Source organism: Psychroserpens citreus (assembly GCF_055686305.1).
On sequence record NZ_CM145999.1, the window covers coordinates 201,077 to 214,525 of the forward strand.

Sequence of the window (13,449 nt, forward strand, 5' to 3'; positions counted from 1 at the left end):
TTATATTTAAACTCTATAATAATAGCGACGGAAAATCTTATCACTTTCTTTCGCACTTATCATACACAAACTCGTTAGCACACATATGATCAACCAATAATGTTCTGGAATAAAAAAACAAAATTACCGATTACCAAAGAAGACAAAATTTGGGTTGACGAAGACCTCAATTGGTTGCGGACTGAATTTGGCGAAGAACATTTTATGGAAATCAGAACAGTAACGCCAACAAAAGATTTTTACGACAGAACTTTTGACGGAACAGAAAAAGATGCGGAATTCATACTCGAACGTACAATGGAATTAATGAACATTCGAGACACTAAAATTAAACTCGAATTCTTTTCAGACGAACCGATTGAAATGGATGACGGAACAACTTTGACAACACCAGCAGATATTAATGGAAGTTGGAAAAGTGCAAGCGGAACATATCAACAAACAGAAAATGGTACGATAATATCAATAGAATCAAGCCAATTAAAAAATACGATTTCACTAATTGCGACAATATCGCACGAATTATCACATCAGATTTTATTAGGAGAAAACCGAATAGAAGAAAATGACGAATTTTTAACTGACTTCACAGCAATTGCTTACGGATTTGGAATTTTTATTGGAAATTCTCGATTTAATTTTTCCCAATTTGCAACAGGCGGAACATTTGGTTGGAATTCAACTGGACAAGGATATTTACCAGAGCAAATAATTGCCTATGCAATGGCTTGGTTATCTAAAGAAAGGAATGAAAAAACTGAATTCAGTAAGTATTTGAATAATTCAATTAAAAAATATTTTGACCAGAGTTACAAATATTTGACTGACGAAAAAAACGAATAAATACGTGTGCTAACAATGTGTATAATTCATTGCTAGTTCTAGCCTACTTACGAAAGTCCTTGCGGACTTTCTATCTGTGATTTATTTGCTAACTTTAGTACTTAAACCACGCAACGAAATCATACACAAACACGTTGTAGGCAATGCGACCAAAACTATGAAGAAAATTAAATGATGAAATCAACAAATCGACTTTTATTATTAATCCTAATTGTAACTATGAACAGTTGCAATAAATCAGTCGAACAAAAAAATACTACACTTACTCAAGAAAAAACTGAATCGATTGATTCTATAGAAAGCGAAAATATAACTTTTGAAAGTGAAGGAATTAAATTGGCAGGTACAATTTATAGTCCTAATCACCCACATTCGGCAGTCGTCATTGTACACGGTTCTGACCGAATACCTAGAATGACAAAATTTGCTGAATTGTTAGCCAAGAATGATATTTTAGTATTGACCTATGATAAACGTGGTGTTGGAGAGTCTGGTGGAGTTTATGCAGGACCAGAAGTCGGAACAAATAATATTAGTGTTGAAAATTTAAATCTATTAGCGAAAGATGCGAGTTCAGCTGTTAATTTAATTCATAGAAAAGAAAAAGATTTACCCATTGGACTTATTGGTGCAAGTCAAGCAGGTTGGATAATTCCAATCGTTGTAAATGAAAATCCATTAGTAGAATTTATGGTTTTATTGAGTTGCCCAACAATAACTACTCTTGAACAATTAAGATTTCAGTTTTATACAAATGGGAGAACAGATTTTTGGGATAATCATACAGAAAAAGATGCACGTGAACACATCAAAAACGACCCGGACAAATATCAATTTGTAGCTACTGACCCAAAAGAGAGTTTGAAAACCCTTTCCATTCCTGGTCTTTGGGTTTTTGGAGAAAAAGACATTCAAATCCCTGTAAAGATGTGCATTGAACATCTTAATAATTTGAAATTAGAAAACAAACCATTTGAATATGTTTTGTTCCCGTCATTAGGACATAATACTAACAAGAAAGAACCAATAAATATAGTAGTTAATTGGATAAAACAAAAGTCATTGGAAATTAAGAATAATAAATAGAAATAAAGCACTGCCTACAACAATGTGTATAAGTAATAGCGGTTTAAGTGCTTAAACGAAAGATAAAATATAAATCAAAGGTCAGTGCAAAACTGAAAGATTCGTGAGTAAAAACCCGCTACTACTCATACACTAGACCGTTGCCTACAATACGAGAAAACCAACTGAACTTCCTGTTTAAAATCAAAAAAGAGCCTCAAAAGTAAGTTTCTTTACTTTTCGAGACTCAATAATAGCTTATGGTTTTCTTAACCAATCGGAGCGTTATCGATTTTACTCAAATCTTCAAAAATGTCAAAAATATGGTCAGTAACATCTGTTATACCTATGGCATTTAATCTTTTAATGTGCATTTCTCGATACTTTTTTAAATAGTCAAGATTTCTAAATAAATAAGTTGAACCATAATGATTTGTACCTTCTTCGTATGTCCATATTTTCCATACAACCCCTTCTTCTTCGGCAATACTTTCTGCTAACTTTTTATTGCCATCCATAAATTCTTGTGTAACCGGACCATCATATTTCAAATGCAAATCCCAAATTTTTTGTGTACTCATAATATATTGTTTTTAAGATTATTGATTTTTCTTTAATTGTAAATAACTTAAGATAGATAGTAATGCAAAAAATGCTGGGTCTGACCAACCAAATCCATAAAATATTCCTTTGTAAATAGCATAAAGCGTAATAATTACGCCCAAGATATTTGTCCAGAGTAAACCTGTTAATATTTTTTTCGCGTAGATACTTTTTTCTTCTAAATCTCTAAATAACAAACTAATAATGGCTATTCCGCCTAAAAAAATTGTCGTGTGTTGTGATAGAAATACAGCATATTTATCATTAAGTTCTAGCCCATAGTTAGGCCATAATAAATTCGGAATAAAAAATAATCCTAATCCGAAAACCGCATAAATTATTCCGTGAACTGTTAAAAATGTTTTAGTACTCATAATAAAATTTGATTTTAATATTACAAATTTAAAACAAATAGTTTACTTTTGATACCGACTTTAAAAAAGAAAGTGATTTCCTAAAAGAAACTAATGAGTGATAAAATGAAAATAGAACCTAGAGAACCATTATCTATAGAGTGTGTAAAACAATTACGAGCCATAAGCGATACAATGGAATTACTATCTGGTAAATGGAAAATACAAATAATAGGCACTTTACTTCGTGGAGGAACAATGCGATTTATGGAATTGAAAAGAGCCATTAACGGAATCGCAGCAAAAAAACTATCGAGTGATTTACACGAATTAGAACTAAATAAACTTATAACCCGAACAGTAAAAGATACAAAGCCTGTTACGGTAGAATATGCTTTAACCGAACACGGAAGAACTTTAGATAATTTAATTGGAGAAGTTATAGACTGGGGAATAAATCATAGAACTGAAATAATTAAAAAGTAAAGTACTGTAGGCAACAACGTGTATAGTTAATTACTAGTTCAGCCTGCACTCGGAAAATCCTGCGGATTTCCCTAATGGTTCGTCCCTTTTTACTAAATTAGACCTAGCCATCGTAACTAACCATACACAAACACGTTGTGCAACATTAAAAACATGAATAAAAAAGACGATAATCACTTAGAAAGAATGTCCTTATCATTTGGCTATTCAGCAAGACCTGAAGATGTAGAGGATAATGATGACTATGATTATCACGAGGACTCAAGTAAATCTAATGCATGGTGGCAATTACCAGAGTTAAATGATTACTTAATTAGTCTTAGAAAGAATAACAGGTTAGAATATTCCCTGAATATCTCCATAATTATGAACTCTGCAATTATAGTTGAAGGTTTTTTATACGAAACGATAAAGGACCATGTTGGAGAAATGGTTTGGAATAAAACTATCAGTGACAGATTAAATACTGAGTTTAATAAAAGATTAGATAATTCTTCATGGAATGAACTAATAAATCACTTTCAAACTGTATTTGATTTCGGATTGAATTCACTAACTGAGCCAGAAAACTGGAAAGCAATTATGATTCTCTTCTCATTTAGAAATATGCTCACTCATAGTAAACCTATTATGTTCTCAGTAAAAATGATTAACAAAAAACCTGTTATGAGACATCTTGGGAATTATGAAAAAGTATATCAGTTTTTAGTTGAAAAAAAATTAATCAATAAAATTGATTTTTATGAATCTATGGAAACTGAATTAATAAATTCCAAAATCGCTGATTTTTTCTGGAATGAAGCTCAGACCTTTATAAATAACGTAGTCAAACAAAGTACAGATATACAAGGTCTACCAGTGGAACAATCATTAAAAATCGCATTTGAATATAAATAACGTTGTGCAACATTAAGAGAAACCTCTATAGACAAGAAAAAATTGAATAAAAAAACACTAAAAAGATTAGTTGAATTAAAGAAAGAAGCTAAAAAACTTCCCAAACAATTACTGTCCGAAAGAAATTACGAAATATATACAGATGCAAAGTCCGAAGAGGATTCTGCTCAAGTTTATAATGAAATAGCAAAAATCAAAGGAGATAAAAACAAACTGATAAGAAAAATACTAGGTTTTTTTAGTGCGAATTTAGAAAATGATAGTATTTATTTCAAGCAACTTTCAGAATTGACTTTTAGTCCAAAAGAAGGAGTTTTTAATACAGTTCATTACAGAAACAATGAAGCTTGGTCGAATGACAGAATTGGATTAATAAATCTTCTGGATATACTTCAAAACGAAATCAAAGAGAAAATGAATTTACCAAAAGAAAAAAAAGAGAGCATTTTCTCGTCAGGTCTATTTTGGACTATTTTGCCTTTAGCTGTTGCTTTAGCATATTTTGCAGGTACATATAAGGCCGAATATGACAAATCTGATTTGGAGAAAGAACTCAAAGAAAATAAAGCGGAAATAATAAAACTGAATGATAGAATTGATGTTCTAAAAAAACAAAATGATTCATTACAAAATCCAAAACAATAAATGGAATTAGTAAATACAGTAGAAAAACTGATTGAAAAACATTTAAAGAGCTATTTATTAACCTTACATCAGTTTTCAGTTTATTCAGTTGATAATACAGTTTGCGTTGTTGGAAAAAGAAAAGAAGATGATATAAGTGACTTTTATCTTTTGAGATTAAATGTGAGTTTAGAAAATCAAGAGTTCTTAATTCCAACTATATTTCTTCCAAAAGAAGACAGAAAAAAAGGAATTGGTTTGGGACTAGTTGCATTTATTTTTGAGATTTCAGAGAAAATTAATTTTGGATTGGCACTTGTACAAATGACAGACAGTTTTTATGATAATATGCTTAAACGAGGAGCAAAAGAAACTGGGATTTATGACTGTTTACAGATAGTAAAAACTACAAACCTAAAATAACGTTGCACAACAATGTGTATAATGCATTGCTCCTTCCATAACTTCTCGGAATAATTATCGGAAACTCCTATGTTCTAGTTTTATTTACTATTTTAGTTCTCAACCATCGCAACGAAATCATACACAAACACGTTGCCCACAATACGAAAACTCACTCAAATGAATATAACCGATAGAAAAAATTTACTTTTAATACTCTTGCTTTCAATTGTAAATATTGGGTTTTCACAATCCAATGAAATCAGAATAAAATTTATTGGTAACTGTGGCTTACATTTGACAGATGGTAAAACTAATATATATACTGATTTCCCATATAAATCTGGAGCTCATAATTATATGGAATTTAACAAAAGTGAACTAGATAGTTTAAAAAATGATTCCCATTTTATATTTACTCACAAGCACTCTGATCATTATTCAAAAAAAAATATCAAGAAAGTTATTAATGAAAAGAATGGAACTCAATACGGATCTTGGAATATAACTGAATTGGAAAACTTAGAAAAATCAATACCCAATTTTAGTATTAAAGCTTTTAAAACAAAACATAAGTTCTCTTTAAATCATTATTCCTATTTGATAACATGGCATGGAAAAAAGATATTTCTTTCTGGAGATACAGAAAGCGCAGAAACAATTGGAACAATGAAAAATATTGATTGGGCTTTTGTTCCTTATTGGATTCTAGTTGATGCAAAAGAAAAGAAAATTGAGATAGATACAAAAATGTATGGAGTTTATCATTTAGCGAATGTCCAAATTCCTAGCGCAAAAGAAAATTGGGATAAGATAGATAATATTCATCCTTTAACGGAACAAGGAGAAATAATTAGAATTGAATATTAGCTTGTGATAAAGTACAGTGGGCAACAACGTGTATAACTAATTATTGGTGCAGCTTGCACTCGGAAAATCCTACGGATTTCCCTAATGGTTCGTTACCTTTTACTATCTTAGACCTAACCTACGCAACAAACCATACACGAAGACGTTGTAACCAATGCTTAAAAATCGATATTGAATGCAAAAATCGATATTTGAAATCACCAAAATGGATTGTCCTTCAGAGGAAAACCTAATCCGAATGAAATTGGATGGAATCTCAAGTATTACGAATTTAGAATTTGATATTCCTAACCGAATATTGACAGTCTTTCATAACGGGGAAATTCAACAAATAGAAAAATCTATCTCAGAATTAAAACTAGGCGAAAAGAAAATATCTACCGAACAATCTGAAAAGACAGAATTTGAAGAAAATAAAAACCAGAAAAGGCTTCTTTGGTCTGTTCTTTTAATCAATTTTGCTTTTTTTATAATCGAAATGACAACAGGTCTGATATCAAAATCGATGGGACTTGTAGCTGACAGTTTGGATATGCTCGCAGATAGTTTTGTTTATGGAATTAGCCTGTTTGCCGTTGGAGGAACAGTAATAAGAAAAAAACGGATTGCAAAGCTTGCTGGTTATTTTCAGATTATACTTGCCGTTATTGGATTTTTAGAAGTTCTGAGACGTTTTTTTGGAGACGAGAAACTTCCTGATTTTTCGACTATGATTATCGTTTCGATTTTTGCACTTATTGCAAACGGAATCTGTCTTTATATTTTACAAAAATCAAAGAGTAAAGAAGAAGCTCACATGAAAGCAAGTATGATATTTACTTCGAATGATGTAATTATAAATTTAGGAGTTATAATCGCAGGAGTTCTAGTAAATTGGTTAAATTCAAGTAAACCCGATTTAATTATTGGAACAATTGTCTTTACGTTAGTTATTCAAGGTGCTGTTAGAATTTTGAAACTAGGAAAGTAAAAAGCACAGGTCACAACAACGTGTATAGCTCATTGCTAGTACTCGCCTACTTACGAAAATCCTCGCGGATTTTCTATTCGGTTTGTATTTGCTAACTTTAGTGCTTAAACAACGCAACTAATCTTATACAAACACGTTGCCATTAATTTGAATGAACTACACGAACGAGAAAATAATTGAACGATTTGAATCAGGCGAAAACCTGAAATTCCTATTATTTTGGGGACACACGAAATCTGATTTAATAACTAAATCTTGTTTCAGTCAATGGTACGAATCCAAATTTGAGGTTAACGGAATTGAATATCAAACAGCCGAACATTTTATGATGGCTGAAAAAGCTTTGTTGTTTAATGACAAAGACATTTATGAACAAATAATCAAAAGCTCAAAAGCTGGAAAAGTAAAAGAACTTGGTAGACAAGTAAAAAACTTTAACCAACGAATTTGGGAAGAAAATAGATTTGAAATAGTTGTAAGAGGTAATTTTCACAAGTTTAGTCAAAACCCAAAACTATCGGAATTTTTAAGAAATACAAATGACCGAATTTTGGTTGAGGCAAGTCCTGTCGACAATATTTGGGGAATTGGACTCGTTCAAAATAATGAAGACGCTGAAAATCCATACTTTTGGAATGGACTGAATTTACTCGGATACGCTTTAATGGAAACAAGAGACATTCTAAATGAAGTTGGAGAATTTAAAACTCTCGAAAATCCGATTTTACCACCTTGGTTAGCTTATCCAGAAATTGACAAATATAGTATTGGTTGGAGAATGGGTTATGGAGAAACTCATATAATGGAATTGAGTAAATATTTGGACAGTTTAAGTGCATCTGAAAAGAGAATTTACGAACTGACTTATTCTGCAACTGGAGAATGGAAAGGTTGGTATAATGATGATTACGAATAAAAAACTAATGGCAACAACGTGTATAATTCATTGCTTGGGCAAGTGCCTATTTGGAAAATTCCTTCGGAATTTTCTCTGGTTAGTGATAGTTTGCTAAATCACAGGCTCAACCACGCAACTAATCATACACGAACACGTTGTGGGTAATTAGAGAAATGGAATTAGTAAATATAAACTACGAAAAAGATAAAGACTTAACAGTTGATTTTGAAACTGATGAAGACTTCCGGTTTTTATACTGTAAAGTTATGGGACAAATAAAAAAAGGGAGTAACGGAAATAATTCAGCTGACTATTTGTTTGGGAAAATTTGCCAATATTATTTTCAAACTAATTGTTATGTATTGATTTTAGATTTCTCTGAACTGCAATATGAATTTGGCGATAGGCTTAGAAAAACTTTAAACTTTTTCAACGAAATAGGTAGAGATTTAGAGGAAAAAGAGAATCCGATTTTAATTATAAAACCGAAAAACAAAATTGGAATTGACAACTTAATAGAATGGATTAAGCCGAAAAATTTGACAACAATAGACACAAAAGAAAAAGCTATTGAGTTTAGCGAAAAGCTTTTTAACGAATTAATAAAATAACTACCCACAACAATGGCTATAAGTAATTGCTGGTTCTCGCCTACTTTGGAAATTCCTGCGGAATTTCCAACTTGGTGTGTACTTGCAAAGTTAAGTGCTAATCCACGCAACTACTCATAGCCGAGACCGTTGTGTGTAATTTTGACCCAAAACATACCTCCTTTTGGATATTTAACATTAATATTATTTTCCCTACTTTTAACAAGCTATTAATCAACCACCTTATTACTTCATGAAAAACCTACTCTTTCTATTTGTTTTAATATCTTTTTTTGGATGTTCAAAAGATGATTCATCTAATGTAGAACCGCAAATACAAGACCCAAATGCGACTATTGCTGATAATGTAGTTGTTGTACTAGAAGAAAGCTCTGAACTTATAAGTTCTGAATCAGAATTAAACAATGGAATCTATAAAATTCAATTTAATCAAGTAGTTCCTGAAATAGAAATAAATGATATTCTAGTCGGCAATGAAGGTCTAGGGTTTTTAAGAAAAGTAACCAGTATTAGTAATTCTGATAATATTATTACAATGCAAACTTCTCAAGCCAACATGGAAGATGTTTTTGGAAACGCGAATATTAATTTCACAGCTGATTTATCTGGTCTGAATCGATTAAGCTCTGGAGGATATTCAGAAAAATTAAACTATGAATACTTCGCTGAAGGAGTCCAAAGAAGAAATGATTTTGCTCTAGGCTTTACAAATGTCCTAATAAATTCAAATGCATCCGCAAATTTGAGATTAATTGATGGTTCTTTGTCTTTTAATCCAAATTATAATTTTGATTTGGATTATAACTTATTCTCTCTTGATCGTTTTGCTTTTGGAATGGATAATGCACAATTAATTACCGATGCCACCTTCCAAATTAGTTCGAATGGAGAAACCTCTCTTCCTATAACCGACTATACTTTATACGAGAATAGTAAAACATTTATAAGATTTGTTGGAAATGTTCCAGTAGTAATAACTGTTTTCCTCAAATTAAAAGCTAAGACCGATTTAACCATTGATGGAAATCTGTCGCTAACAAAAAAACTTGAACATAACTCTACACTTTCATTAGGAGCAGAATATGAAAATAGTAATTGGTCGCCATTCGCTGAACTTGACACAGAATTCATAAATCATCCAATTGATTTACAAGGCACATATGTAAATATTACTGATAATATATCATTAGTGCCTGAGATTATTATAGCTTTTTATGGCATTAATGGTCCATTAATAGAACCTACTTTTTCGGGTAATTTAGGATTAAATATTAGTCCTACTCAGGATTGGGATGCTTTTCTAAATGGCAAAATAGATTTAAAGCTTGGCGCCAGCATTGGTATTTTAGGTGAAACATTATTATCCTTACCATTTGACTCTTACAATTTATTTGAGCAACCAATCTGGAATGCACCAGAAACGATTGAGATTATTTCTGGAAATAATCAAATTGGAAATCAAAGTGAACAATTGGCTGAACCCATAAAAGTTAGAGTTTCTGATAATTCTGGTTTATTATATTTAAAAGATGTGCCTGTATATTTCAATGTTACCTCTGGTGATGGAACTGTAAATGAAGAAATAGTACTAACTGATGACGATGGTTATGCAGAAGTGTTTTGGACTCTTGGAAATAATATCGATCAACAAACTATTGAAGTTATTGTTAAAAAAGCTGATGGCAACAATATTGAAAATACAGCTACTTTTTACGCAAGTACTCAAGAAAATGAAGTTGATTTGTCAGGCACTTGGTCTTTATCTTTCTCCGCAACAAATTGTTCTACTACACCAGACTTTAATAACGTAGGAAGTGTGACATTTTCATTTAATGATGATAACACAATAAGTGTAAATAATTTTGATTATGATGAAATCTTGAATAATACTTATTCACTTAATGGAAACACAATATATCTAAGCTACCATAGTAGTAAGGATTATCCTTTTTCTTGCACAGACGATGACGGCAATACAGTTGATTCTTATGTTGATGTTAGTCATCAATTTTTAGCACAAATAGAAGTGGTAAACAATTCTTTTTCTGGAGATTTAATTTACTCAGAAGCAAACACGCTACCTGGAAATGCCTGTTCAGATCCAAGTGCTGTGCACTCTTTTAGTTGTCAAGGAATAATTAATGCCTCCAGACAATAAAACTACACACAACAACGTGTATAATTAATTACTAGTACAGCCTGCACTCGGAAAATCCTGCGGATTTCCCTAATGGTTCCTTCCTTTTTACTAACTTAGACCTAGCCATCGTAACTAAACCATATACGTACACGTTGTGTGCAATTTGGCTACGTTACCAAGATTTGGTATATTTGAGTAAATTATAGCCAAAATGGGAAAAAACACCTCAATATCACTCGGAAATCATTTTGAAGACTTTATAAGAGAAGAAGTAAAATCTGGAAGATATGGTTCTGTAAGCGAAGTCATTCGTTCTGCTCTACGACTATTAGAAAGTGAAGAAAAAAAAGAACGAGAACTGATTAAAGCCCTAGAAATCGGAGAACAAAGCGGATTTGTTGAAAATTTTGACCCTAAACAACATCTGAAAGAATTACATCGCAAACACTTATGAGTAAAAACAAATATCGCATAAGCCAACAAGCGATTGAAGATTTAGACAAAATTTGGGTTTATACACTTAACAAATGGTCGAAAAAACAGGCTGACAGATATTATGATTTAATAATAGCCGAAATCGAATTTATTTCTGTCAACTTTATGACAGGAAAATCGGCAGAACAAACTCGTAAAAACTATAGAGTAACGAAAATTAAATCGCATCTGATTTTTTACAGAAAAATTGATAATGGAATCGTAGAAATCGTAAGAGTTCTACATCAGAGAATGGATATTAAAAAACGACTGAAATAAAAACTGCACACAACAATGTGTATAATTCATTGCTAGTTAGAGCCTACTTACGAAAGTCCTCGCGGACTTTCTATCTGCGATTTATTTGCTAACTTTATTGCTTAAACACGCAACGAAATCATACACTAGACCGTTCTACGTAATTTAAAAGCAAACGTTGTAACAAATCGAACGGATAAGCTACTAATTCACAAAAAGCAAACAATTATAAAAAATGAAATTATTAAAATACACACTTCTATTTATCGGAATTTTGGGCTTGATTGCAACCACTTATAATATGATTTATAATCAATCATTTATTGAATATAAACAAGAATTATTTTATGGTGTTTTATTCATTTTTGTATCGTTTAATTTAAATGAGATAATTAATGGAATTAAAAACTTCAAATTCCCTCAATCTTAAACTGAAATGACCTTTTCGGAATTATATACTCAAACCGAGTTTATAAATATTGTGAGAACTTAACTGAAAAGGAATAAATTATTACGGAATAGAAAACTGCGTAGAACAACGTGTATAGTTAATTACTAGTAAAGCTTGTACTCGGAAAATCATGCGGATTTCCCTAATGGTTCGTTTCCTTTTACTAACTTTAACCTAGCCAACGTAACTAAACCATACGCGAACACGTTGTAAAACATAATCAACCAAACATAAAGAAGAACAAAATGAAAAAATTAATCCTAATTACAAGTTTGTTGACAATTATTTTCGTTCAAGGTCAAGAGTATAGTTTTATATCTGACAGTTTAAAATTGCTTCCTATACAAGAACTTGCTAAAAAGCAACCACCAGTAGATTTTGAGCCAGTTTACTATGAAAATGGTACGAAAGCAGTTTTTAAAGAGGTTTTACCGCTAATAAAGGAGCAAAAATTAAGACCACTAATGTTTGTTGATAAAGATGGGAATTACAAAGTCTTGGTTGTTAAAAACCTTACTAAAAACGAAGATATAAGGCTTGAATATGAAAATATCCCTGAAAGTTTAGCAAAATTTGGCTATTCATTTGGAAATCCTAACAGTGAGAAAGTGATTATATACCTTCAGGGTGGACCCGTAAATTTTCTTAATACTTATGGATTCGAAGGGCGAATGAATATTTCTGGTGGATTAGATGAAAAAGACTTTTTTTTAATCAATATGCGTGAAGCGCAAACACTTCATCCTGAAGAAACAGAAAAGGAAGAAATTTCGTGGAAACAGGCAAAAGATTATAATGAAAAAACGACTAAAACACTTTATGAACTTATCAGCTTTTTTAAATCACAAAACAAAAAAGTATATGTAGTTGGAGCATCATATGGCTCATTTGTTGGTTTGAAATCCATTGTTGATTATAAAAATATTGCCGATGGATATTTATTAATGGTAGGTAGACTGGATATGACTGAAGAAGTAAGTAAAGCTTATTCTAAAGGATTGAAAGCAAAATTTGAATCAGATGCTATCACACCAATAATCGGTGAGAAATCAGACAATGTTTATACCGTTAATATGCGTAAAATAGCTTCCGCGATAAGCAGAGACGAAAAATATACTGAATTACTAAAAAACACCGACCTCTCTAATCTTACATACATTTACAGCAACATTGATCAAAGTGTTGGCAAACTAACAGAGAGCGAAATAGCCTTTTTAAAATCAAAAAACGCTGAAGTGAAAAGTGTTAAAGTAGAACACGGAAAATGGGAAAATCATCTCAAAGAAGGTCTGGAAATAATGTTAGATAATTAATAGTTTTTAAAAATTACGTTTTACAACAACGTGTATAATGCATTGCTTCTGCTGGCTAAGACGAAGATCTTTGTGTGCTTTTTACTATATTGTAACTTCGGAAAAACAATCGCGTACTTAACCACAACAAACCATACACGTACACGTTGTAAAACATTTTGACGCAACCATTCCTAAAATATTGCGTCTTA

General features: G+C 31.5%; 17 protein-coding genes. 15 read left to right on the plus strand and 2 right to left on the minus strand.

Translation table 11 applies throughout. The features are described 5' to 3' along the window. The first annotated feature begins 99 nt into the window (after positions 1–99). A complete protein-coding gene (locus ACTU6T_RS01040; protein ID WP_460219405.1) occupies positions 100–843 on the plus strand; it encodes a hypothetical protein in 744 nt (247 codons plus the stop codon). 219 nt (positions 844–1,062) lie between these two features. Further along, on the plus strand, positions 1,063–1,929 hold the full coding sequence (locus tag ACTU6T_RS01045; protein WP_460219406.1) for an alpha/beta hydrolase family protein: 867 nt from the start codon (positions 1,063–1,065) through the stop codon (positions 1,927–1,929). Positions 1,930–2,177: 248 nt separating this feature from the next. Here ACTU6T_RS01045 and ACTU6T_RS01050 read toward each other — a convergent pair whose 3' ends face one another. After that, positions 2,178–2,489: a monooxygenase gene (locus ACTU6T_RS01050; protein ID WP_460219407.1), complete on the minus strand. Its 312-nt coding sequence runs from the start codon at positions 2,487–2,489 to the stop codon at positions 2,178–2,180. A gap of 18 nt (positions 2,490–2,507) precedes the next feature. After that, positions 2,508–2,885 carry a hypothetical protein gene (locus ACTU6T_RS01055; protein ID WP_460219408.1) on the minus strand — a complete coding sequence of 126 codons (378 nt, stop codon included), beginning with the start codon at positions 2,883–2,885 and terminating at the stop codon, positions 2,508–2,510. A 93-nt stretch (positions 2,886–2,978) separates the two neighbouring features. On the opposite strand from ACTU6T_RS01055, the gene ACTU6T_RS01060 reads away from it, so the two are divergent. The 13 genes from ACTU6T_RS01060 to ACTU6T_RS01120 all read left to right on the plus strand — a co-directional run bounded on the left by ACTU6T_RS01060 (position 2,979) and on the right by ACTU6T_RS01120 (position 13,258). Further along, a complete protein-coding gene (locus ACTU6T_RS01060; protein ID WP_460219409.1) occupies positions 2,979–3,350 on the plus strand; it encodes a winged helix-turn-helix transcriptional regulator in 372 nt (123 codons plus the stop codon). A 186-nt stretch (positions 3,351–3,536) separates the two neighbouring features. Next, complete coding sequence (locus ACTU6T_RS01065; RefSeq protein WP_460219410.1) at positions 3,537–4,247, plus strand: hypothetical protein; 711 nt, start codon at positions 3,537–3,539, stop codon at positions 4,245–4,247. A 42-nt stretch (positions 4,248–4,289) separates the two neighbouring features. After that, complete coding sequence (locus ACTU6T_RS01070; RefSeq protein WP_460219411.1) at positions 4,290–4,892, plus strand: hypothetical protein; 603 nt, start codon at positions 4,290–4,292, stop codon at positions 4,890–4,892. Further along, positions 4,893–5,294, plus strand: coding sequence for a hypothetical protein (locus tag ACTU6T_RS01075; RefSeq protein ID WP_460219412.1), 402 nt, complete (start codon positions 4,893–4,895; stop codon positions 5,292–5,294). 159 nt (positions 5,295–5,453) lie between these two features. Then, on the plus strand, positions 5,454–6,143 hold the full coding sequence (locus ACTU6T_RS01080; RefSeq protein ID WP_460219413.1) for an MBL fold metallo-hydrolase: 690 nt from the start codon (positions 5,454–5,456) through the stop codon (positions 6,141–6,143). Positions 6,144–6,318: 175 nt separating this feature from the next. After that, positions 6,319–7,113, plus strand: a complete 795-nt coding sequence (locus tag ACTU6T_RS01085; RefSeq protein WP_460219414.1) for a cation efflux transmembrane domain-containing protein — start codon at positions 6,319–6,321, stop codon at positions 7,111–7,113. Between the two features lie 151 nt (positions 7,114–7,264). Continuing rightward, a complete protein-coding gene (locus ACTU6T_RS01090) occupies positions 7,265–8,029 on the plus strand; it encodes an NADAR family protein (protein ID WP_460219415.1) in 765 nt (254 codons plus the stop codon). A 155-nt stretch (positions 8,030–8,184) separates the two neighbouring features. Then, positions 8,185–8,622, plus strand: coding sequence for a hypothetical protein (locus ACTU6T_RS01095; protein ID WP_460219416.1), 438 nt, complete (start codon positions 8,185–8,187; stop codon positions 8,620–8,622). Between the two features lie 232 nt (positions 8,623–8,854). Continuing rightward, a complete protein-coding gene (locus tag ACTU6T_RS01100; protein ID WP_460219417.1) occupies positions 8,855–10,780 on the plus strand; it encodes a TonB-dependent receptor in 1,926 nt (641 codons plus the stop codon). Between the two features lie 193 nt (positions 10,781–10,973). Then, entirely contained in the window at positions 10,974–11,216 is a 243-nt protein-coding gene (locus ACTU6T_RS01105; RefSeq protein WP_344731073.1) for a type II toxin-antitoxin system ParD family antitoxin, read from the plus strand. After that, complete coding sequence (locus ACTU6T_RS01110) at positions 11,213–11,515, plus strand: type II toxin-antitoxin system RelE/ParE family toxin (RefSeq protein ID WP_460219418.1); 303 nt, start codon at positions 11,213–11,215, stop codon at positions 11,513–11,515. The genes ACTU6T_RS01105 and ACTU6T_RS01110 overlap by 4 nt, the downstream gene beginning before the upstream one ends. Positions 11,516–11,729: 214 nt before the next feature. Next, positions 11,730–11,924: a hypothetical protein gene (locus ACTU6T_RS01115; RefSeq protein WP_460219419.1), complete on the plus strand. Its 195-nt coding sequence runs from the start codon at positions 11,730–11,732 to the stop codon at positions 11,922–11,924. 266 nt (positions 11,925–12,190) lie between these two features. Continuing rightward, a complete protein-coding gene (locus ACTU6T_RS01120; protein ID WP_460219420.1) occupies positions 12,191–13,258 on the plus strand; it encodes a hypothetical protein in 1,068 nt (355 codons plus the stop codon). Positions 13,259–13,449 lie beyond the last annotated feature (191 nt).